The sequence below is a fragment of the Rhodococcus sp. ACPA1 genome (assembly GCF_002300195.1).
Lineage (GTDB): Bacteria > Actinomycetota > Actinomycetes > Mycobacteriales > Mycobacteriaceae > Rhodococcus_F > Rhodococcus_F opacus.
Genome location: NZ_NSDX01000015.1, coordinates 288,238 through 308,533, shown reverse-complemented (window position 1 = coordinate 308,533; position 20,296 = coordinate 288,238). Strand labels below are relative to the sequence as shown.

At 65.8% G+C, this 20,296-nt stretch carries 22 protein-coding genes and 1 pseudogene; 8 read left to right on the top strand and 15 right to left on the bottom strand.

Features of this window, described 5'->3' with window-relative positions; genetic code table 11:
* Positions 1–239 precede the first annotated feature (239 nt).
* Entirely contained in the window at positions 240–1,631 is a 1,392-nt protein-coding gene (locus tag CJ177_RS46055; RefSeq protein WP_061046090.1) for an NAD(P)/FAD-dependent oxidoreductase, read from the bottom strand.
* A gap of 156 nt (positions 1,632–1,787) precedes the next feature.
* Between CJ177_RS46055 and CJ177_RS46050 the strand changes: the two genes are divergently transcribed.
* Positions 1,788–2,333, top strand: a complete 546-nt coding sequence (locus tag CJ177_RS46050) for an Lrp/AsnC family transcriptional regulator (protein ID WP_061046089.1) — start codon at positions 1,788–1,790, stop codon at positions 2,331–2,333.
* Between the two features lie 51 nt (positions 2,334–2,384).
* On the opposite strand, the gene nrdH is transcribed toward CJ177_RS46050, so the two are convergent.
* Positions 2,385–2,612: a glutaredoxin-like protein NrdH gene (nrdH, locus tag CJ177_RS46045; RefSeq protein WP_061046092.1), complete on the bottom strand. Its 228-nt coding sequence runs from the start codon at positions 2,610–2,612 to the stop codon at positions 2,385–2,387.
* A 436-nt stretch (positions 2,613–3,048) separates the two neighbouring features.
* Between nrdH and CJ177_RS49095 the strand changes: the two genes are divergently transcribed.
* Positions 3,049–3,552 (top strand): hypothetical protein, encoded by a 504-nt coding sequence (locus CJ177_RS49095; protein WP_231913908.1) that lies wholly within the window; start codon positions 3,049–3,051, stop codon positions 3,550–3,552.
* Positions 3,525–4,562 carry an IS3 family transposase gene (locus CJ177_RS46035; protein WP_143548826.1) on the top strand — a complete coding sequence of 346 codons (1,038 nt, stop codon included), beginning with the start codon at positions 3,525–3,527 and terminating at the stop codon, positions 4,560–4,562. The genes CJ177_RS49095 and CJ177_RS46035 overlap by 28 nt, the downstream gene beginning before the upstream one ends.
* Positions 4,563–4,766: 204 nt before the next feature.
* Here CJ177_RS46035 and CJ177_RS46030 read toward each other — a convergent pair whose 3' ends face one another.
* The 7 genes from CJ177_RS46030 to CJ177_RS46005 form a co-directional block, all read right to left on the bottom strand.
* Positions 4,767–6,248 (bottom strand): hypothetical protein, encoded by a 1,482-nt coding sequence (locus tag CJ177_RS46030; protein WP_143548825.1) that lies wholly within the window; start codon positions 6,246–6,248, stop codon positions 4,767–4,769.
* Positions 6,241–6,579: a helix-turn-helix transcriptional regulator gene (locus tag CJ177_RS46025; protein WP_061697544.1), complete on the bottom strand. Its 339-nt coding sequence runs from the start codon at positions 6,577–6,579 to the stop codon at positions 6,241–6,243. The genes CJ177_RS46030 and CJ177_RS46025 overlap by 8 nt, the downstream gene beginning before the upstream one ends.
* Positions 6,576–7,415, bottom strand: coding sequence for a site-specific integrase (locus CJ177_RS46020; protein ID WP_231913906.1), 840 nt, complete (start codon positions 7,413–7,415; stop codon positions 6,576–6,578). Before CJ177_RS46020 ends, CJ177_RS46025 begins: the two co-directional genes overlap by 4 nt.
* Positions 7,416–7,421: 6 nt before the next feature.
* A complete protein-coding gene (locus CJ177_RS49090; RefSeq protein WP_231913905.1) occupies positions 7,422–7,688 on the bottom strand; it encodes a hypothetical protein in 267 nt (88 codons plus the stop codon).
* A gap of 706 nt (positions 7,689–8,394) precedes the next feature.
* A complete protein-coding gene (locus CJ177_RS46015) occupies positions 8,395–9,147 on the bottom strand; it encodes an FAD:protein FMN transferase (protein WP_061697551.1) in 753 nt (250 codons plus the stop codon).
* Positions 9,148–9,221: 74 nt separating this feature from the next.
* Entirely contained in the window at positions 9,222–9,737 is a 516-nt protein-coding gene (locus tag CJ177_RS46010) for an FMN-binding protein (protein WP_061697543.1), read from the bottom strand.
* A gap of 7 nt (positions 9,738–9,744) precedes the next feature.
* Entirely contained in the window at positions 9,745–11,211 is a 1,467-nt protein-coding gene (locus CJ177_RS46005; protein ID WP_082833268.1) for a ferric reductase-like transmembrane domain-containing protein, read from the bottom strand.
* Positions 11,212–11,432: 221 nt separating this feature from the next.
* Here CJ177_RS46005 and ligD point away from each other — a divergent pair, with 221 nt between their 5' ends.
* The 3 genes from ligD to CJ177_RS45990 all read left to right on the top strand — a co-directional run bounded on the left by ligD (position 11,433) and on the right by CJ177_RS45990 (position 14,064).
* Positions 11,433–12,374: a non-homologous end-joining DNA ligase gene (gene ligD / locus CJ177_RS46000; protein ID WP_257015098.1), complete on the top strand. Its 942-nt coding sequence runs from the start codon at positions 11,433–11,435 to the stop codon at positions 12,372–12,374.
* A gap of 74 nt (positions 12,375–12,448) precedes the next feature.
* Positions 12,449–12,922, top strand: a complete 474-nt coding sequence (locus tag CJ177_RS45995; RefSeq protein WP_005246108.1) for a DUF2231 domain-containing protein — start codon at positions 12,449–12,451, stop codon at positions 12,920–12,922.
* A gap of 158 nt (positions 12,923–13,080) precedes the next feature.
* On the top strand, positions 13,081–14,064 hold the full coding sequence (locus tag CJ177_RS45990) for a magnesium transporter (RefSeq protein WP_061697549.1): 984 nt from the start codon (positions 13,081–13,083) through the stop codon (positions 14,062–14,064).
* A 46-nt stretch (positions 14,065–14,110) separates the two neighbouring features.
* Here CJ177_RS45990 and CJ177_RS45985 read toward each other — a convergent pair whose 3' ends face one another.
* Positions 14,111–14,293: a hypothetical protein gene (locus tag CJ177_RS45985; protein ID WP_005246110.1), complete on the bottom strand. Its 183-nt coding sequence runs from the start codon at positions 14,291–14,293 to the stop codon at positions 14,111–14,113.
* A gap of 262 nt (positions 14,294–14,555) precedes the next feature.
* Between CJ177_RS45985 and CJ177_RS45980 the strand changes: the two genes are divergently transcribed.
* Entirely contained in the window at positions 14,556–15,437 is an 882-nt protein-coding gene (locus CJ177_RS45980) for a universal stress protein (protein ID WP_095871032.1), read from the top strand.
* A gap of 38 nt (positions 15,438–15,475) precedes the next feature.
* Positions 15,476–16,069 (top strand): hypothetical protein, encoded by a 594-nt coding sequence (locus CJ177_RS45975; protein WP_005246112.1) that lies wholly within the window; start codon positions 15,476–15,478, stop codon positions 16,067–16,069.
* Positions 16,070–16,085: 16 nt separating this feature from the next.
* On the opposite strand, the pseudogene CJ177_RS49710 reads toward CJ177_RS45975, so the two are convergent.
* The 5 genes and pseudogenes from CJ177_RS49710 to CJ177_RS45955 form a co-directional block, all read right to left on the bottom strand.
* Positions 16,086–16,286 (bottom strand): annotated as a pseudogene (locus tag CJ177_RS49710) (WS/DGAT domain-containing protein); the annotation flags it as partial.
* A gap of 192 nt (positions 16,287–16,478) precedes the next feature.
* On the bottom strand, positions 16,479–17,204 hold the full coding sequence (locus CJ177_RS49705) for a wax ester/triacylglycerol synthase domain-containing protein (protein ID WP_373560096.1): 726 nt from the start codon (positions 17,202–17,204) through the stop codon (positions 16,479–16,481).
* 74 nt (positions 17,205–17,278) lie between these two features.
* The gene (locus CJ177_RS45965) at positions 17,279–18,706 is read right to left on the bottom strand and encodes a wax ester/triacylglycerol synthase family O-acyltransferase (RefSeq protein ID WP_025432565.1); all 1,428 of its coding nucleotides are present in this window, start codon (positions 18,704–18,706) and stop codon (positions 17,279–17,281) included.
* A 61-nt stretch (positions 18,707–18,767) separates the two neighbouring features.
* Entirely contained in the window at positions 18,768–19,367 is a 600-nt protein-coding gene (locus CJ177_RS45960; RefSeq protein WP_095871031.1) for a hypothetical protein, read from the bottom strand.
* Positions 19,368–19,432: 65 nt separating this feature from the next.
* Positions 19,433–20,287, bottom strand: a complete 855-nt coding sequence (locus CJ177_RS45955) for a universal stress protein (protein ID WP_061697541.1) — start codon at positions 20,285–20,287, stop codon at positions 19,433–19,435.
* Between the last annotated feature and the right edge of the window lie 9 nt (positions 20,288–20,296).

The window sequence follows — 20,296 nt, the reverse complement described above, 5'->3', positions numbered from 1 at the left end:
TCGACGGCGCACAGGAAGGTGAGCTGCCATCCATCATGTTGGCAAACGCGTGCGAGCTGTATCGAGACGCCGGCTGCCCGATGAAACCTGCGTCGCGATACAGCTCGCAGGCATTCGCCAGCATCATGTCTTCGAGGTTTCCAAAGAGGTCCGCCGGCCGCAATCGCGATAGCGCCTTCGGGAAGATGGGCTGGCAGTCACACGGTGGCCCCCGTACGGACACCGAAGTCGGTTTCGTGTCAGCTCGCCCGCGCGACGTCGGCTTCCGTGTCCTCGATGCGGCGTTCGAGGTAGCGCAGTTGCGCGATCGCGTTGCGGGCAGTGATCTGCTGGTGGGTGTTGGTCAGTTGACCGCGCCAGGTGCCGAGGAAGGTCCAGGCCCACGACAGCAGGGTCGCGAGGCGGCTGCGGAAGCCGACGACATAGACGACGTGCACGGCCAGCCACATGATCCACGCGAGGAAACCGGTCAGCTCGAGGCCGCCGATCTTGGCGACCGCGTTGAATCGGCAAATGGTTGCCATCGAGCCCTTGTCGCGGTACCGGAAGGGGTTCCGTTCCGGTACCGGGCGTCCCTTGGCTGCGGCGGTGACCTCGGCGGCGATCTGTTTCGCGGCGTAACGGCCCCCTTGGATCGCGACCTGGGCGACGCCGGGCAGACGATCGCGCGACATCATGTCGCCGACAACGAACACATTCGGATTGCCCGGCAGGGTGAGGTCTTCGTCGACGGCCACGCGGCCTGCGCGGTCGATGTCGGCGCCGGACTGTTCGGCGAGCTGGCGACCGAGGGGACTCGCGGCCACCCCCGCGGACCAGACCTTGCAGGCGGATTCGATGCGGTGCTCGATGCCGTCGGTGTCGCGAACGGTTAGTCCGTGGGCGTCGACGTCGGTCACCGACGCACCCAGCCGCACCTCGACGCCCAGCTTTTCGAGGGTTTCCGCCGCCTCGGAGCCGAGGTTGTCCCCGAACGGCGGCAGTACCGTCGAGGCGGCGTCGAGCAGGACGATCCGCGCATCCCGGGGATCGAAGTTGGAGTACGCCCCGACGAGTGTGCGGTGTGCGAGTTCGGCGATCTGGCCGGCCATCTCGACGCCGGTGGGGCCGGCACCGACGACGACGAAGGTGAGTAGGCGTGCCCGCTCCCGCGGGTCGGTGATGACCTCTGCCTGCTCGAACGCGCCGAGGATCCGGCCGCGGAGTTCGAGGGCGTCGTCGATCGTCTTCATGCCGGGTGCGTGTTCGGCGAAGTGGTCGTTGCCGAAATAGGACTGCTGCGCCCCGGCGGAGACGATGAGGCTGTCGTATCCGGTGACGGTGATCTGCCCGAGGTGTTCGGACGTCACCGTACGTTCGGTCAGGTCGATCGTGGTGACGTCGCCGAGTCGGACGGCGGCGTTGGCTTGGTCCTTGAGGATCAACCGCGTCGAGGGGGCGATCTCGCCTTCGGAGAGGATGCCGGTGGCCACCTGGTACAGGAGGGGTTGGAACAGGTGGTGGGTGGTGCGGTCGATCACCGTGACGTCCACGTCCGCGCGGCGGAGGGCCTTCGTCGCGAACAGCCCACCGAAGCCAGATCCGATGACGACGACGCGGTGGCGCGCGGGCGGGGACTGGGGGTTGCTCATGGTGAGCCTTTCCGATCACGCCCAGGGGCGACGATCTCGGTGTCGGGGGAGATGGATGTCAGGGTTCAGACCAGCAATTCGACTGGCAGGCATCAATAGTGAACAAGCGGCGCAGGTAAGCCAAGGTAAGAGAACAAAATTCTCTAGACTGAGCCGATGAAGAAGAATGTTTCAGGCGCGCCGTTTGTCGAAGGCTCGGGATCGAATGATGTTCGAACGGGGGCGCCGATCGATGAGATCGACCGAATCCTCCTCGATCAACTCTCGCGCGACGCGCGTACCCCGAACAACGCCCTCGCCGCCCTCGCGGGCATCGCCCCCTCGACCTGCCTGGGCCGGGTGCGTTCGCTGATCGATCGCGGAGTGATCCGCGGATTCCATGCCGACATCGATCCCGCCACCCTCGGCAGGGACCTGCAGGCAATGATCGCAGTGCGAGTACAGGCCAACGCAAGACAGCATCTCGGGCAGCTCGCCGAGCAACTCGCCACCCTCGACGAGGTGCTGAACGTGTACTTCATTGCCGGCGCCGACGACTACCTCATCCACGTCGCCACCGCGAGCAGCGAAGAGCTGAGGCGCTTCGTCCTCGACCACCTCAGCGCACATCCCGCGGTCGCCTCGACGGAGACCATCCTGATCTTCGAGCACGTGCGCCCGCGGCACCGAGCGCCCCGGGCCGAGCAATCGTCGGGCCGATGAGGACCTCCACCGTCGACGCTGCCGTCGTCCGGGGTCCGAGACCGGTACCCGTCAGGCTGCCGTGAGCGCCTTGATGCGGTCCGGCCGGAAACCCGCCCAATGGTCGTCACCCGCCACGACGACAGGGGCCTGCAGGTAGCCGAGACCTCTTACGTAGTCATGGGCGTCGAGGTCTCGGGTGATGTCGACGATCGTGTAGTCGAGCCCCTCGTTGTCCAGGGCGCGGTAGGTGGCGGTGCATTGCACGCAGGCCGGCTTACTGTAGATCGTGATGGTCATGGTGCACTCCGCTCCGTGAGGTGTGCAGGCGGGGGACCGGAAGCATATGCTCTCCGGCCCGGGTTCGCGCGCTGACAGCGCGGAGGCGCCGAGTCCCGCCAATCCATCGAACATACATTCGATTATCTGTTATGGTGACCTTCCGGCGCCAGTGACGGTGTAGGGAAGACTCCGTCACTGGCGCCGTCAACGCAGCGAAAAACACGAGAGACTCTTGTCGCGCAATGCTTATCGGATAGATTCCGGAGTATCGGCACGGAGGAGAAGCGTCAGGACGCGGCCCGAACGTCCGTCCCGGCGAGTCGGGCGCTGTGCCGTTCCGGGCCGCCGTGGCTAGTACGCATCCATGACTTCGTACCGGATTCCTCAGCGTTCAGGGACGGACGCACTCGTTCTCGGTTCCCGCACGCGTTCTCCGTTCATTGCCAGGATGGTCGTGAGACACATCGTGGGCCAGGACGTGGGGAAGCGAGACGGCATGATCGATATTGAGATCGGGCGCACCCCGACCGGTGGGAGGCACTTTCCGATTGCCTTTCGGCTCGAGTTCATCCACCGGTGGGATGCCGCCACCGACCGTGGTGCCAAGACCAGGCTGCTGCGCGAGCACAATCTCACAACCGCCACCGTCAGGCGTTGGCTGCACAGTCGTGACGAGGGAGAATTCACGGGACTGACGTCGGTCACCCGAGAAGAGAGGTCGCTGCGCCGAATGGAGAACGCCGACCGCGCCGAACTGGCACGCCTACGCAAGGAGAATGCGGCACTCAAACACAAGGTCGCCCAGGGCGAGGCCGTGCAGGAAAATCTGGGAAAAGCCTACGAGCTCTTGGAGGGGATTACCACGAGCTCGACGACCGACGACGAACCCGAGATCCCGCCGGCACTGCTGAGCGCCACCGAGTACGCGAATTGGCTCGAACGCAACAAATTGCACTGATCGGGTTCGTCGACGAGCTCACCGCCACCGGGATCGGGGTCCGCGCGGCGTGTGGGCTGGTCGGGCTGCCCCGCTCGACGTACTACCGCCTCACCCACCATTACCGGCACTACCGGCCGGTCACCGACCCGATACCGCAGAAGAACCGGCAGCAACCGGCAACCCTGACCGCCGCCGAACGCGCCGCCGGCGTCAGCGCCCTCGAATCCGCCGAATACGCAGAACTCTCTGTGGTGCAGACATACTGGCGTGCGTTCGACGCGGGACTGGTCTGCTGCTCCGAACGTACCTTCTACCGGGTCGCCGCCGAACAGAACATGGTCGGCGATCGCCGACGCAGAAAGCACGGTGGTGGCTCGGCTTCCCGGCACAAGCCGATCGTGCACTGCGGACGGGTCGGGGAATTGTGGTCCTGGGATGTCACCGAGCTACGCGGACCCAGAACGCAGGACCGCTACAAACTGTATCTGGTAATCGACGTGTTCTCCCGGTATCCGGTGGCCTGGAGAATCGAGTACACCGAGAACACTCAACGGGCCGTGGACATGTTCGCCGCCGCCATCGCCGAACACGGAGCGCCCGGGGTGGTGCACGCCGACAACGGTGCGATCATGCGCGCCCACACCCTTGTCGAGGCGCTCGCCGACAACGGGGTGCTCGCCTCGTATACGCGACCTCGGGTCAGTGACGACAACCCGTTCTCGGAGTCTTTGTTCAAGACCATCAAATACGACCTGAGTTGTCCGACCCTGTTCGAGAGCATCGACCATGCCCGCGACTGGACGGCACAGTTTCTCCACCGTTACGCCACCGAGCACCGCCACAGCGGACTCGGCCGCCACACACCAGCGGCCATCCATGCCGGCACCGCCACCCTCGTCCGGCAACGCCGCCAGCAGGCCCTCGACCGCTACTGGTCGAAACACCCCGAACGATTCCGAAGCAAACCAACCGCACCAGCCCTCCCCGGACCGACCGGGATCAACACCAACGTGTCTCAGACAGGTTGACAACTTCCGTCTCGAGGCCGGGAACGGGTGCGTCCGCGGAAAAGGTGCGCGGCTGTCGCCTGGAGCTCGACGCGCCGACGCGCCGACGCTACCGACCCGTCGTCCGGGCGTGGAGGTCGCCGGTGGCGCGGGGCAGGCCCTGCGGTCCACGACTGGATAAGGGACTTATCAACTTCTGTCGAGATCTCCTGAACGGGGACTCGCTCATCGTTTCGGGCGCTTGATCGCGGGGTAGCTTCCCATTGGGATTGCCGCGCGGGCGGCGTGGATGTTCATGGTGTTGGGGGTGTAGCCGAGTAGGGCGGCGAGGGATGCGGCGTCGATTTCCTTGCTGAGGTCGTGCAGTGCGGCGTTGCGGGCGGCTCGGATGTCGATGCCGAGTTTTCGGAGTCGCTGCATCAGGGTCTGTTCGGTGAGGTGATGTCCGGCGCGGGTCCCGGGGAAAAGCCAGCGTGATTGGTGGTTGGTCGTTTTCTGGTTTGCGTGGCTGTCGAGGTGTTGTTGTAGGAGGGGAAGCAGGGGTTCGGGCAGTGGGGCCGGGAGGGTGCCGATCCTGACGGTGGGCCCGGGCGGGGTGGTGGTGATGTCGTCGAGAGTGAGTTCGGCGATCCTGCGGACGGGGATGCCGTAGAGCAACAGCAGGAGTGCGGCGATGCGGGTGGACAGGGTGATGTGGTCGGCTTCGATGGTGGTGCGGATAAGTTCGAGTCGCGTGGTGGAGGCAGCCAGCGGGGTGGTCCGCGCTGCGCGGTATCGGATGGTGAATCGTGCTGCGATGCCCGTGCGATGGCGCCACTGAATGAAGTTGCGGATGGTGCGGCGGGTGGTGGTGCCTTCACTGAGGTAGGCGTCGAGGTGTGCTTGCCGCAGGTGGGCGATGGTGGTGTGGTGTTCGGTGCGCAGCCAGGTCAGAAACTTGGTGGCCTCGGTGATCTCTTGTTTGGCGGTGCGGGTGGCGTTGTCCATGTTGCGACCGGTATCGGGAACACGCAGTCGGCGTAGGTGATGCCAGCGGGCGAATTGCTCTATGGGAGTGTGGATTTCGGGTGTCGGCTGCAGCGTGATGAGTCGTTGGTCGAGCCAGCTTTCGAAGCGGGCCAGGCGGGGGTCGCCGCGGCTGGGGAGCATGTGGTGGTGGACGAGCATTTCGCGTAGGTGTTCGGCGCTGCGCGAGGGCGGAAGAGCGTCGAATGCGGGGTGGGACAAGTGAAGTTCGCGACTGCCGATGCGGGCGAGCAGGTCGGCGGTGGTGGGGTGGCGCATCCAGGTGAGGATGCTTTCCGGGCGGGGAACGGCGGCGAGGGTGGTGATGAGTCGTTTGATCCGCAGATCCGGCGGTGAGCTGGGGTTGAGGATGCGTTCGAGGTCGTGGGTAAGCACACAGCGGGCGCAGTGCCCGCCGCGGATGCGTTCGGCTTCGCGGCCGCACTGGTCGCAGACGAGTTTGGTGGTGATGCCAGCGCAGTCGCGGCAGATGTGGGCGCCGGCGGAGGACCTTCCAGGCACGAGGCGGTCTTCGCCGCAAAACGCGCAGGTGCCGTAGGTGCGGGCGGCGGTGGTGAAGCAGGCGCCGCAGACGGCTCCGTCGGGCCAGTGCACCCGCAACTTGGGGACAAGATTGCCGCACCGGACGCATTCGAGGGTGCCGGTGCTGCGGGGACGCCCGCGTGGGCGGGGATCAGTCATCGTCGGTGATGATGCGGGCGCGGACGGGACGGTAGGCGTTGAGGAGCGGGACGTCGGCAGGGGAGTTGGCGGCCTTGTCGCGGGATTGGCGGGCGTCGGTAGCGGTGTAGGTGATCAGATCGCCGGCTTCGACGCCGAAGATGTCGCAGAGCGCGACCAGGACCTTGAAGGCGATCCGATCGGGCTCTTGCCCGACGATGCGGTAGATCTGTGAATCGGACAGGGTGATACCTCGGTCGCGTAGCGGTCCGACCAGGTCGCGGCTGTTCTTCATACCGGCGCGGGCCATGAGTTCGCGCACGCGCCAGTGGTAGTGGATCTCGCGTTTCATCGCGGCTCCTTCGGGTGTGGTGATCCGGTGAGGCTGGCGTTGCTGCGTGACAGGGTCGCGGTCAGGACTCGGTCGAGTTCGCGCGCGCGATAGTCGGGTGCGGCCAGGGTGTAGAGCGAGGTGGTCGCGGCGTGTTCGTGGCCGAGTTGCAGTTGTACGAAACTGACGTCGTAGCCGTACTCGACTTGCAGGTTAGTGGCGTAGGAGCGGCGGAACGAGTGCAAGTCCAGACCCGGTGGGAAGCCGAGTTCATCGACGAGACAACGCATTCGCTGCCAGAGATTGCGCGTCGGGATCATGCCTCCCTTTTCGGTCGGGAACAGGGTGTCGATCGGATGGCCGTACCTGGGAAGTCCGCGCTCGCACCAGTCGGCGAGCGCCTCCGCGGCCCAGTCAAACACCGTCAGCACGGTCCGCTGCTTGGCGGGTGCGCCGCGCATCGCTTTGCCGTGCCGGACACGCACCAGACCCCATTCGCCGAAGAACGGTGCCCGCGCGTTGCGGGAGAGATCGACCAGCTGTAGGTGTCGGACTTCGTTGCGACGCAGGCCCCATCCGTAGAGGGTTTTGAACGCCACCGCATCACGCCACGCCGCCAAGGCGCCCTTGCGGCCGGACCGCAAGATTCGCTCTGGTTCGAGGTCGGCCAGATCGAAGAACTGCTGCAGCTCGACGGGGGTGAACGGCCGCTTCGCCGGCCGGGCGTCGTTGGCCTGCACGTGTCGAGCTCGATTGAATTCGGTGATGACCTGGGAGAACACCGTTCCGAACAGCCGACCGCAATGCTCGTTCCAGTCGTAGGACGGGTCGCTCGCGTAGTCCAAGAACAGCTTCACGTCGGTCTAATACGCCCGAACCGTGGTGTGGGCGAGATTCCGGACTCCACGCAGGTGTCCGAAGAAGTCGTCCGCATCCGCCGGTGACCACTGCCACGGATAGGTGCCGACGAACTCGGTCATCTGCTTGACCGAACTGGCCCGTCGACGCACGGTGTTGCCCGAGAAGTTCTGCGCCAGATGGGCCTGCCGCCACCCGGACAGCACATCGTCGAGAAACGCTTCCGGATCCGGGCCAGCCGCGCCCGCCGGTAGGTACACCAACCGCCCCATCCAGCCCCCTCAGTCGCTGCAAATTCTGCATTCGAAATGCATATCCTGCAATGGAGGGAGGTGAACAGCCAGGTCAGAAGCTGTTTCGTTCGCTCGGCTCGGCCGCCAACGAACTGCGCATCGCAGATGCCACCGCCTCACCCAATTCACCAGGACCGCAGGTAAATACCCCTCGGCGACTGCGGCGGAGGAGTGTTACCGCGGGTGGTCGTATTCGCAAACCACGCGAATAACCAACTTACTAGTTGACATAATGTAGATTATCGGCAAAAAGTGGCATTTTATCGCCGCAGGTCAGAGGCCTGGATTTTGGCCTGCCTGTATACCCGCAGCCAGTTCTGCGTCGACCTGGTCCTCGGGCCCGTCCGGCGCTCGTTCGCCACGTATCCGACTCGGCGCGTCGACGTCGAACCGGCGCGGCTGATGCGCCCGTCGGCGCGCTGAATAATATTCACGCCGCCGGATGTGCGGCGCCGGACCGCTAAGGCCAATCCGGAGCCATGGCCGACCGGCCCGCATTTCCGAATGAATGTTCGGTTTCAGGTGTCCCCTCCTCCCGCCCATCCCACCTCAGTTCGTCACTGTGACGTAATGAGGGTTCCGGTAGTCACGCCCGTGCGCGCAAAGTCGGCGCTCGAGGCGGGCGCTAAGTGTGCTCCGGACGTACGTGCGGTTCGATTCGCCTGAGCACCGGGAGTCCAGTCTGCTACGGCAGCGGCAACTGGACGTCGGCAACGTTGGACGCTGCGGACGATGTTGTCGACCCGTCTGCCCACACCACCAGATACCCGGAATTGGGGCGGCCGTGCAGCCAGCGGGCTGCGTCGCGCCCCAACGCATAGGCGGCGGTGGCATCGATGTCGGCCCAGGTCAGCGAATCGGCAATGACGGTGACGGACGCTACCCCGGTCGGCGGTCGTCCGGTCCGCGCGTCGACGAGATGATCACCGCGGTGGGTGGCACCGGAGGTGGCCACCGCCCCGGTGTGCACCGGCACCAGCGCAACGAGTGTCGAGGTGTCGAAGGGATCCTCGATACCGATCCGCCACGGCGTTGCGGCCGGATCGAGGGTGCGGCAGGCTATGTCACCGCCCGCGGAGAGACAGAAATCGGTCGACTCCAATGCACGCAAATGCTCTGCGGCCCGCTCGACCGCCCATCCCTTCACGACGCCACTGGGGTCGAGGACGCGCTCACCGGTGGGCCCGGCACGACGGACCGCGAACGCGCCACCGGATTCCTGCTCGGCGCGGTCTCCGAGAGCGAGTACCTCGAGGACCGCGGCAGGCGGATGCTCGTTGTCCACCTCGCCACGAATCATCCTCGACACGAAAGAATCCGGTCGATACGTGCTGAAGAGCTGGTCCACCCCGCGCAGTGTCCTCAGCACTTCGGCCCACGCCGCACGGCCACGGCGGTCCCCGCCGTGCCGACCGCGCATCGCCAGACTGATCGGCATGCCCATCACGTGTTCCACGTACCGGGTTGTCCGCTCCCCCCCGGCTCCCCCCTGTACTGCCGGGATTCCGCCGCTCACAGTCCCGCCTCGTCGAGTGCGGCCTGCAGGGATTGGATATAGCCGTCGCTTGTCACGGTCGCGCCGCTGACCATGTCGATCTCGGCGCCCTGTGCGTCGAGGGTCTCGCGAATGAGAACTGGGAGTGCGCGGGAATTGATCTGCTGGTCCTTCGAATTGCCGTTCGGGTACTGCGGGACCGTGACATCGGTGATCCTGCCCTCGGCCACCACGATTTTCACCTGCACCGAACCCCACCGTGTCTGGGCTGCCGAACCGGTGAATACGGATGCACCAGTCGATGTCGATGTGGGCTGGGGGGAGGCACCGCCCGATCCCGACGATCCCGGCCCCGAACCGGAGGTTTCTCCCGGCGATTCGGATGAATCGGACGCACCGGATTCCGATGTCGCGGTAGAGGCGACCACGATGTCGGGGGTAGCGTTCATCGGTCCGGCCGTGGAGGTGTGGTACCCGAACAGGAGCACCCCGACTGTGATCGTGCCGAGGATCCATGTGACGATGCGTTTCATCGTGGGGTCACCACCTGAAGTTTTCGGTGTGGAGTTGAGCATCGGGGACTCCCGCGGCCCTGGTGGTGCGGCGTACCGCGGCAGTCCAGGATTTTGGACCGCATACGTAGATGTCGCGGTCGGCGATGTCGGGCAACCAACCGGTCAGGGCGGTGAGGTCGTCGATGTCGCCAATGCCGGCGCCCAACCAGGAGTCGGCGCGCCGACGGGGCCCGGGCAACCACAGAATCTGCAGTCCTCGTTCGCGTGCGAGTGCATGGAATTCGTCTACGAACAAGGGCCTTTCGGTGTAGCGCAACAGCAGGACCGCCTCGCCTGGCGAGTAGTCGAGTCCCTCGGCGAGCGCCCGCAGTGGTGTGACGCCGACTCCGGCCCCGACCAGCGCCACCTTTCGTCGGCTACGGGCCCGTGACGACAGCCTCCCGTATGGACCTTCGAAGAGGATCCGGGTACCGGGATGCAGGGTCTGCGTTCGCGCGCTGTTGTCGCCGAGCGCCTTGATCGAGATCCGCAGGTGTCGCCCGTCCGGGGCGGCGGAGAGCGAGTAAGGATTTGCCCGGCTCCAACCCCGGCGGCCGAGGAATCTCCAGTTGCAGAACTGGCCGGCGGCGATCGGAAGCCGATCCAGATTCCTGCCGGAGATGTACACCGACACGACCCCGTCCGCTTCCGGCACCACGGCGGCGACCCGCAGCGAGTGCCGGACACTGCGCCACAACGGAAGGCCGATCCGCCACACGAGAACTGCTGCGGCCGCGAGGATCCAGAGGGTCCACCAGTAGAGGGTCGCGGCGGTCGAGCCCAGGAACTCCTGGCCGGTCCACAGCTGGTGCGGCAACACCAATCCCGCCCCGAGATACCCGTAGAGGTGCAGAAGATGCCACGACTCGTAACGGAGCCGGTCGCGTATCGGCCGCACGCTGGTGATCACCACCATCAGGAGTAGCGCCGTGCCGACGACGGCCAGCAGCATCCCGGGGTAGTCCACCGTCAGCTCCCACACCATCGCGGGCGTGGCGAGCACGTCACCGCCGGCGTAGCCCCAGGTGATCACAGCGACATGAGCGATCATCAGCGTGAACGACGTCAGGCCCACCACGCGATGCAGCCCGATCAATCGATCCTGACCGAAGGCACGCTCGAGCAGAGGGATTCGTGCGATCAGCACGAACTGCACGATCAGGAGGTCCGCGGACACCAGGCCGGCGAGGCGTCCCCCTGACAGGAGGGCGGTGGCCATTGCGCCGAGATCCCGAATTCCGCCGTCGGCGGCCCACGAGTAGGAAACCACCAGCAGGCTCAGCCATAGCGCTGTCCTGGCGCCGGCGCGGGTGATGGCATCGCCGCGGTCGGCGCGGCAGTCATTGCGCTGAAGGGAAAGTCGATCGAGAAGTACGGCCGGCTGCTCGGCCGCGGTGATCGAACGTGTCGGACAACTCGATCGTTTCCGACCCGTCACTTCAGAAGTGGGCATGCGTGCCATCGTGATTGCCCAACCCTGTTTCACCCTGCCTGACCGCTGTGTATTTGCTGTGAACAGCAGACCGGTCTCAGCGGCCGGCAGGGACAGTCCCGGCGAGTCCGCTGCCTTCGTCGATCTGGTCCCGGCATCGTCAGCCGCTCCGTTCCCGCCCATAGCCCGAGCATTTCGCGCACACTCGGTGGATGCCTTCCTCGTCGACGGTCCCGTCTCCGATGCTGGCCACACTCGGCCAACTTCCCGGCGGTGCGGGGTGGGCGTTCGAAATGAAGTGGGATGGTCAACGCGCCATCGCCACCGTCGACAACGGTGTATCCCGGCTGTTCAGCCGCAACGGAAATGACATCACTGCAACCTTTCCGGAGTTGGCCGTGCCGATCGTGGCCGCGTTGGACGGACGTGAGGCAACCCTCGACGGAGAAATCGTCGCGCTCGACGCGAACGGCCGGCCGTCGTTCAGTCGCCTCCAGCGGCGCATGCACGTGCTGTCCCCCATCGCACAACTCCGCAACGAGGTGCCCGTCACGTACTACGTGTTCGACGTCCTAGCCCTTGACGGCAAATCGACGACCGGGCTGCCTTACCTGCGGCGACGGGCCGAACTCACCGACCTTGCGCTGTCCGGGCCCCGCCTGCAGGTGCCGCCGTACTGGACCGACGTCGACGGCGAGGAGATGCTCGATCTCGCCCGCAGGCACCATCTCGAGGGCGCAGTCGCAAAACGCGTCGACTCGACGTATCAACCCGGTCGCCGCTCCCCTGCCTGGATCAAGCAACCGCTACGCGCCAACACCGAAGGGATCGTCGTCGGCTGGGTCGACGGCACCGGTGCCGCCCGCGACGGCATCGGATCACTACTCCTCGCCGCGTATGACGACGACCACCAGCTGGTGTACATCGGGCATGTCGGCACCGGATTCACCACCGCGACAAGGAAATCGCTACGGGAGCAGCTCACGGCGCTGGAACGACCGACGAGTCCTCTGGCGTCGCCGCCACCTGCGCGGGAGACCAAGGACGCACGCTGGGTCGAACCGCAGTTGGTCGGCGACGTCGAGTACCGCGAGTACACCAGCGGGCGGTTGCGCCACCCCAGCTGGAAAGGCCTGCGTGACGACAAGACGCCCAGCGAAGTCGACTTGCCCGGTCGGCACTGAGGCCGCGTGCCCTCGGCGACGGGTCGGGCGGGCCACTCAGTGGTTTCTCAGCGACGCCGACGAATACTCGAATCATGTCGACTGTCAGCGGGTTGCCCGCCCATGTCCTGCTCGTGCATTTCATCGTGGTCCTGGCCCCGCTGACCGCACTGCTGGTCGCGATGTGCAGCGTATGGCCGGCGGTCCGCCGTCGGCTGGTGTGGCTTACGCTCGTGCTCGCGGTCGTGACGGTGATCGTGACTCCGCTGACCACCGACGCCGGTGAATGGCTGGAGAAGCACGTCGCCCGGTCGTCTGCCGTGCACGCCCACACCGAACTGGGCGACAGCATGATCTACTTCTCCGTCGCGCTTCTCCTCAGCGCGTTGGTGGTCACCGCGGTCCAGCTTCGCGAACGAAAGTCGGATCCCCCACGAACAGTCACGGTGATCGTTGCACTTCTCTCGGTTGTGGTTGCGGTGGGGACCGTTGTTCAGGTCTACCGCATCGGCGAGTCCGGTTCGCGCGCCACCTGGGGCGATGTCGTTACCTCGAGCTCGGCGCCGTGACACGCTTCCTGGAACAAATGCCGGGTCGACATTTCCGCCTCGCGCCATCGGACTGGGCAGGGCTCCTCGAATCCCGATACGTCGACACGCCGGAGGGCGCCGCTCGGTGGGTGGATGATCGAAGAGCACTTCACCACACGTTCGAAGGGGAGCGCCAGGTGTCCGAATTATTGGTCTTCGACGATGAGCCCGAACCCCGGACTGCGCTCTGGCATGCCTGCACGCGGGTTCCCACGGCCGCCCCGGGCGATTCGGTGACGACGGTTTTGAGCGAGATGGCCACCACGCGGTACGATTGCGCTTCCGTCGTCGCGGTTCTGGACGGCGACCGACTGGCGGGGGTCGTGCCGATCGAGCGGATGTTCGGTGCCCCGGACGAAGCCACTCTGCGCAACGTCATGGATCCGAATCCTCCGGCGGTCCGACCCGACACGCATCAGGAACGGGCCGCATGGCAGGCGGTCCAGCATGGGGAACCGGGGCTGGCGGTGGTCGATACCGACGGCCGGTTTCGTGGTCTCATCGCTCCACAACAACTTCTCGCGGTACTGCTCCAGGAACACGACGAGGACCTCTCCCGCCTCGGCGGCTTCCTCCACTCGGTCGAGACCACGCGCGAGACGAGCGTGGAGAGCGTGCGGCGCAGGCTGTGGCACCGTGTCCCCTGGCTCCTGGTCGGGTTGCTGGGCGCCATGGTCTCGGCCGTGTTCATGGCGGCATTCGAGGTCACTCTCGAAGCGAATGTGGCCGTTGCCTATTTCGTTCCTGGAATCGTGTATCTCGCGGACGCTGTGGGGACGCAGACCGAAACCCTGGCGATCCGTGGCCTGTCGGTCGGGGTGGGAATTCGACGTATCGTGCGACGCGAGGCGCTGACCGGTCTGTCGGTGGGTGCTCTCCTCGGAGCCGTGATGCTCCCGGTGGCCAGTCTGATGACCGGTGACACGATGCTCGCGATCGCGGTGGCCACAGCGGTTCTCGCCGCGAGCGCGATCGCCACCATCGTTGCCATGGTGCTGCCATGGCTCCTGCAACGGCTCGGTAAGGATCCAGCCTTCGGCTCCGGTCCACTTGCAACCGTCGTTCAGGACCTGCTTTCAATCATGATCTATTTCGCGGCCGTCACTGCGCTTGTCAGTTAGATCCCACTTCCCGAATCGGCGGCGGGGAGGCAGGACATCGAAGCGCTTACCCTGCAAGGGCCTTGAAAAGGTCGTAGACCATCCAGGCCGGCCAGAACAGTCCCTGAATGATCGCGAGGACGTATTCCCAGAACGCGTCCGCCTGCTGCCAGAACCACACCCAGGCGCCGAAGATGCCCAGGGCGTAGATCGCTCCGCCGCCCGCGGCGCCGGTGTTGCTGTCGCTCATGGTCGCATTCCTTCCGCCGGCCGATCTGTACCGGTTCTCGGGGAACTCTCGATCGGGAACCTCGTCTCAGTGTCATCGCTGGAGGTCTGCGGGTGACAGAGTCGTTGGTCACCCCGGAGGGATGCCGTGGGGAGGACGCCGACCCGGGTCGGGTCTCACCCCCTCGGGCTGGTGACCTTATCCCCTACGGGTATCACCCGCGGGCCGCAACGATGAAGGTCGAGGCAGAAATTCGGCGCCAGCAACCCCGTAGGAGTGCACCATGTCCGGCCACCGCCCGATCGTTGTAGGGATCGACGGCTCCCCATCGTCGCTGCAGGCTGTTGCATGGGCGGCGAGGGAGGCCGCGTTCCGACACTCGCCCCTGTCGCTGATCACGACGATGTTCGTTCCCGGAAGATACGGCGTCCCGATCGGTGTGCCCGCCAGCTTCTTCCAGGACGAGGAGCGCGACGGCAAGGACAGGTTGGAGCGCGCGGCGCAGACCGCCCGCGACGCAGTGCCCGGATACGACATCGACATCGAGACCACCGTCTGCACCGGGACGCCGGCCGGTGAACTACTCGCGCGCTCAGCGAATGCTGCGATGCTCGTGGTCGGCGCGAACCGACGGGGAATCATCGATCGTGCCGTCCTGGGATCGGTCAGTTCGGCGATCGCCACCCACGCCCCATGCCCGGTGGCCGTGATCCGTGGTGTACCCGATCGCGACCTCAACGACATTCCCGGACCGGTTGTCGTGGGTGTCGACGGATCACAACACAGTGAACCGGCTATCTCGATGGCCTTCGAGGAAGCATCCCTACGGCAATCGGAACTCGTCGCCGTCCACGCATGGTCCGACATCGTCCTGGAACTCTCCTTGGACGGAGGCAGCGAAGCCGAGTGGACGCGGGATGCGGCCAACGAAACGGCTCTGTTGTCCGAGAATCTGGCCGGCCGCGGGGAGAAGTATCCGGATGTGAAGGTACGCACCATCGTGGTCAGGGATCGCCCCACCCGGCACCTGGGTGAGCAGGCCGAGAACGCGCAGCTTCTCGTGGTGGGCAGCCGGGGGCGAGGAGGGTTTTCCAGCATGCTGCTGGGGTCGACCAGCAGGGCGTTGATGCATTCGGTTGTCTGCCCACTCCTCATTGTTCGCTAGCCGTACCGCGGGGATGCCGCCCCAGGAGGAGATGTATCTTGCACGACCCCAGCCTCGGATCAAGCCTGATCGAGTCCCAGCTGCCGAGGTATGAGCACCGCATTCTGCGCACGCAGGTCGTCCGTGCGTCTGCGCCGACGACCTTCGCCGCCATCCGCCGCGTCGACTTCTTCCGGTCGCCGGCGGTCGCGATCCCGAACCGGGCCCGAATCGCGATCGACACCGTCCGCGGCCGTCGGGGCGCCCATATCCAGCGGAGTCGGTCCGAATTCCGGTTCGACCAGCTGCTGGAACCCGACGGCGGGTTCCATCTTCTGGCGGAGGAGCCGGGACACGCGATGGTGCTCGGGTTCATAGGTCGCTGGTGGGAGAAAGGCTACGGCCGCGTCGAGTGGTCGCCAGCAGACTTCGGCCGGTTCGCCCTTCCCGGATATGGCATCGGCGCTTGGGGTTTCACAGTTCTCACGTACGACGCCCGCACGTCTGTCCTGGTCACCGAGGTGCGCGTACACGGCACGGACGACAAGGCACGGCGGAGCTTCCGCGGGTATTGGACGGTGGTGGGACCGTTCGTCAAGGCGATGGGCGGGCCGGTACTGCGCCTGATCCGTGACGAGGCCGAGTCTCTCTGAATCGCGGCCCAGCTCGTCACTCGATGGCGGCCCGGAATTGTTCGTGCAGAGCGGCGGCGAGCTCGCGGACCTCGGGTACGACGTCGGGGTCGACGATGATCGTTACTGTCAGCGTGCCCGCATAGGATAGTGCCGCGAACGCGACGCCGACGTTCCCCGCGGTGACGGTAATCGGGGTGATGCCTGTGATCGGTGCCCCGGCGATGACGAATTGCCCAGGGGGACCCGGGTTCGCATCTTCTGAACGCGGGTGACGCCCGAAACAGTGGTCAGCCGTTCCTGGAAACTTCCTACCAGCGGTACACGTACCGGCATTACACCGACCTGGTTCCCCAGGTGCCCACTCGTTGCCGAACTCCGGGCCGAGACGGGCACCGACACCACCAGCTCCTGCGGAAACTCCTTCCGCTCACGTAGGAGTTCGGCCAATGCCCCAGTGACGGCGACCAACAGAACATCGTTGACGGTGGCACCCGACCTCCGTCCCGCTGCCCGGACACCGTCGAGACCGACGTCGACGGTCATTACCTTGCGACGGGGGCCGGTGGCAGCGTTCAGGGAACACGGCGGTGCCCACCCGCCGCGACCACGACCGAGTTCGGCCCAGCCGCCCTCGTATACGAGCAACCCTGTGCGGAAGTCGGCGCAGCGTGCGGAACCGTTCGGAAACGCGGTCGACGAACCTGCCCCGAGGCGGTGCCGCGGTATCGTCGGCCGGCCCAGCCGCGTCCGCGCCGTCGACCAGGCGCGCGAGCACGGCGAGGCCACCGATCCCGTCGGCCACGACGTGATGCAGCACCAGCACCAGACCGGTGTGATCGTCGATGAGACCGGTGACGACGACCGCCCGCCACAATGGTCGTGACCGGGGCAGCGGCCGGGTCACCGCGTCCACCGCGATTGCCAGCGCAGCGTCACGGTCCCCCGGACTCGGGCACCGGACTCGGGCCAGATGGGCGCGGACGTCGAAATCGGAGTCGTCGACCCAGTACGGTCGTCCCAGGCCCCGCCGTGGCGTGGCCAGGCGCTGTTGCAGACGCCGAATGCTGGTGAGCCGCCGTGCGAACGTGGCCTCGACGGTCGCCGCATCCTCGTCGCCTCCACCGGCAACGAAAAGTACCGCGCCGACGTTCATGGGTACCGGTCCGACGTCCGAGACGAGCGTGATCAAGTCGCCCGAGCCGAGTTGCTCGCGACGGTCGCCGGCGGTCATTCGGAGGCTGCGTCAGCCGCGCGCGACGAGGCGAGGAGAGTCAGGACACCCCGTTCTATGGAGTCGGAAAGGTCGGTGAGGTCCGGTGTGGTGTCGTAGTCCCCGGTGAGACCGAAGGCGAGATGGTCGCTGTAGCTGAGGATCGCGATCCCGATCCGCAGCCGCAGCGCGATCGGCACGTACGGAAAGATCTCCAGGATCGTGCGGCCCATCACGTGTCGTGTGGCCTTCGGTCCGGGGACGTTGGTTGCGACGGCGACGACACTGTGCTGAGGAAACCGGGTGGCGAGTCGAACGGCCCAGGCCATGGGCATGAACGGCCCGTACTGGGCCACCGCGGTGAACGCCTTGCCCCCTTCTGCTTCCTTGCTCGCCTTGTGCGTCGTGAGCCGTTCGTGGACGGCGACCAACTGTTCGACCGGGTCTTCGATGTCGACTGGCAGAAAGGGCAGCATGAGCGAGACCTGATTGTGGATCGCATGTTCCGCTGTTGCGGAGCGGACGGACACGGGAACGAGCGTGCGGACCGTGTGCGGTTCGGGGCGCTCGCCCCGTTTCAGGAGCAGCTGCCGTAGTCCGGTGGTGATCGCTGCGAGTGCGACGTCGTTCACGGTGACCCGGTACGTGGCGCAGATTTCGCGAACGTCATGCATTCTGACTCGGGCGGCGCAGTAGCGGCGCTGGCGACCGATCGGTCCGATCAGCGAGGTGTTCGTAGACGAGGTCAGCATCTCGGACAGCAGGTGGGTCAGGCCGGTTGCGACGCCGATACCGGCGGCCGTCAGCCGACGTGGAATTGCCAGTGCCGCCGAGACGAGCCGGAGTTGCCGCACCGGGGACAGGAACTCGATCGTCGAGCGGACCAGGCTCTCGACGCTCTCGAGGCGTGTACCGACGGTCGGCACCGGCTCGGCGTCGGTGTCGGGCTCTGCGGTCCTCGACGTTTCGGCCACGACTTCGTCGCACATGGCCTCGAACAGTTTGGTTCCGGTGATCCCGTCCGCCATGCAGTGATGAATTTTGGTCAGTATGGCCCAGCGGTCGTCGGTGAGGCCTTCGACGACCCAGCATTCCCACAGGGGGCGGTCACGGTCGAGTCGGTGCGCCATGACCCGGGCGACGAAACCGAACAGGGACTCCTCCTCCCCTGGTTCCGGGACGGCGACCCTCCGCAGATGATGGCCGAGGTCGAAATGCGGATCCGGTGTCCAGGAGGGTGCGCTGAAGTCGAGTGGGACCGTGTGAACCCTGTCCCGGGCGTGCGGGAGCTTCGCGAAACGTGCGGCGACCGTGTCACGAAATTCGTCTTGCCCGGGAACGGGGCCCTCCATGATGGCGAGAGCACCGATCGTCAGGCTCGCGTGTGGGTCGGAGTCCTCCGTCTCGAGAAAACCCGCGTCCAGGAAGCTCAAGTTGTCGTCCACTGGCTCTGGCCTCACCATTCGCAAATCGTCGTCGTCTTCCTGTGTTCGACATCAATGGGCGTCAGCTGACCGGCCACCCGGGGGCCTTTCCGAGGTTCCTCCACTCGCGGTCCCACTGTGACATCCGGTATCTCGTTCCTGCCCAGCGAATTCCGATCAACATCGCCAGACAGATCGTCGCACCCATTGTCCACAATGCGAGTGCGGCGCCCACGGCCTCGAATGCGTTCTCGGTGCCAGTCTTCGGCGCATCGACGATCCTGCCGGCCGGGTCGATCCACATGCTGATCGTTTGTCTCGCCTTCGCTTCCGGCGCGGTCAGTACCTGACCGGTGCGTGTGGTCCCATCCACTGCCCACCGGGCCGGTGCCTGCCCCGTGGCACCCGTTGCCGGGGTAGTATCCGCCAGGTTCACAGTGGCGTCCTCGAGGAGCACTGCCGCGATCTGATGCCGGTTTTCGCGGTCGGCGCGGGATTGGTCGTCGAGTCGTGTGTGAGTGGCGGTTCCGAACGCTGCGGCGAGAGGAACCAAGATCAGCACGAGGGCGACGACGACGAGGAAGACCGAGGATTCGAGGCGATAGCTTCCCCGCATCAGTCGGTTCCCGCTCCACGGCCCCAATCGCCACATCCGCGCTACCAGTGTCTGTTCCCCGATCATGGCGACCTCCTGCGATTGCTCCTTCGAGTGTCGCGCCGGAACAGGTGCCGATGTAGGGCCCAAGGTCATCGCTCTGGTCGGATCGGTCCGGCGATCAGGAGGGGACACGGGGTTATGTGCACCAAGGCTGCGCTGGTCGAGCCGAGCGTCATCCCGGTGAAGCCGCCCCGCCCGCGGCTGCCGATGACGATCATCTGGGCTTCGTCGGCCATTTCGAGGAGGTGGCGAACGGGTCGGTCCCGAACGAGGGTCTGTCGCACCGGGACGTCGGGGAACCGTCCACACCATTCGGCGACGCCGGCCTCGAGCACCGACCGCTCCATGGTCTGCTCCACACCGACGGGGAGTTTCGACAGGTCCTGGTCGGACCACGCGTGCAGTGCGATCAGTTCCGTGTTGTGGAGGGAACACTCCTCGAACGCCAGACCGACGGCCCGCGCACTGCTCGGAGATCCGTCGACGCCGACAACGACGGGTCCCGTGCCGTCCGCGACTCTCGACCAGCCGTCGATCACTGCTACCGGGCACTGCGCATGACGCGCCACGGCCGAGGTCACGGAGCCGATCAGCCCGTCGGTGAACTCGCCGAGTCCGCGCCTGCCGAGTACGACCATTTCTGCGCCGGCCGATCGGTCGACGAGTGATCCCGGGGCGTTCTGATGGGACACTTCGGCCCGAATGTCGATGTCTGCGTCTGCGGACCCGGCTCGGGCGGTCTCGAGTGCTTCGGCAACGTCCCGCTCGGCTCGGGCGTGGAGGATTTCAGCGAGTCGCGGCCCATCTTGTGCACCGCGGTACGTGATGCAGGACAACAACAGTAGCGGCGCCCCGCGCACTCCCGCCTCACGTGCGGCCCACCGCACCGCATCCAGCGACGACCGGGATCCGTCCACTCCCACAACGATCCCCGGATCGACCATGGTGACCTC

Excerpts from the sequence above, each read along its gene's own strand:
- CJ177_RS46050 (WP_061046089.1), top strand. The coding sequence starts at position 1,788 with ATGAAGAAGAATGTTTCAGGCGCGCCGTTTGTCGAAGGCTCGGGATCG.
- nrdH (WP_061046092.1), bottom strand. The coding sequence starts at position 2,612 with ATGACCATCACGATCTACAGTAAGCCGGCCTGCGTGCAATGCACCGCC.
- CJ177_RS46055 (WP_061046090.1), bottom strand. The coding sequence starts at position 1,631 with ATGAGCAACCCCCAGTCCCCGCCCGCGCGCCACCGCGTCGTCGTCATC.
- CJ177_RS49090 (WP_231913905.1), bottom strand. The coding sequence starts at position 7,688 with ATGGGGCGGTTGGTGTACCTACCGGCGGGCGCGGCTGGCCCGGATCCG.
- ligD (WP_257015098.1), top strand. The coding sequence starts at position 11,433 with ATGCTGGCCACACTCGGCCAACTTCCCGGCGGTGCGGGGTGGGCGTTC.
- CJ177_RS46025 (WP_061697544.1), bottom strand. The coding sequence starts at position 6,579 with ATGAAACGCGAGATCCACTACCACTGGCGCGTGCGCGAACTCATGGCC.
- CJ177_RS49705 (WP_373560096.1), bottom strand. The coding sequence starts at position 17,204 with ATGAACGTCGGCGCGGTACTTTTCGTTGCCGGTGGAGGCGACGAGGAT.
- CJ177_RS45985 (WP_005246110.1), bottom strand. The coding sequence starts at position 14,293 with ATGAGCGACAGCAACACCGGCGCCGCGGGCGGCGGAGCGATCTACGCC.
- CJ177_RS45955 (WP_061697541.1), bottom strand. The coding sequence starts at position 20,287 with ATGGTCGATCCGGGGATCGTTGTGGGAGTGGACGGATCCCGGTCGTCG.
- CJ177_RS45995 (WP_005246108.1), top strand. The coding sequence starts at position 12,449 with ATGTCGACTGTCAGCGGGTTGCCCGCCCATGTCCTGCTCGTGCATTTC.
- CJ177_RS45980 (WP_095871032.1), top strand. The coding sequence starts at position 14,556 with ATGTCCGGCCACCGCCCGATCGTTGTAGGGATCGACGGCTCCCCATCG.
- CJ177_RS46030 (WP_143548825.1), bottom strand. The coding sequence starts at position 6,248 with ATGACTGATCCCCGCCCACGCGGGCGTCCCCGCAGCACCGGCACCCTC.
- CJ177_RS46005 (WP_082833268.1), bottom strand. The coding sequence starts at position 11,211 with ATGCCCACTTCTGAAGTGACGGGTCGGAAACGATCGAGTTGTCCGACA.
- CJ177_RS45960 (WP_095871031.1), bottom strand. The coding sequence starts at position 19,367 with ATGATCGGGGAACAGACACTGGTAGCGCGGATGTGGCGATTGGGGCCG.
- CJ177_RS46015 (WP_061697551.1), bottom strand. The coding sequence starts at position 9,147 with ATGCCGATCAGTCTGGCGATGCGCGGTCGGCACGGCGGGGACCGCCGT.
- CJ177_RS46010 (WP_061697543.1), bottom strand. The coding sequence starts at position 9,737 with ATGAAACGCATCGTCACATGGATCCTCGGCACGATCACAGTCGGGGTG.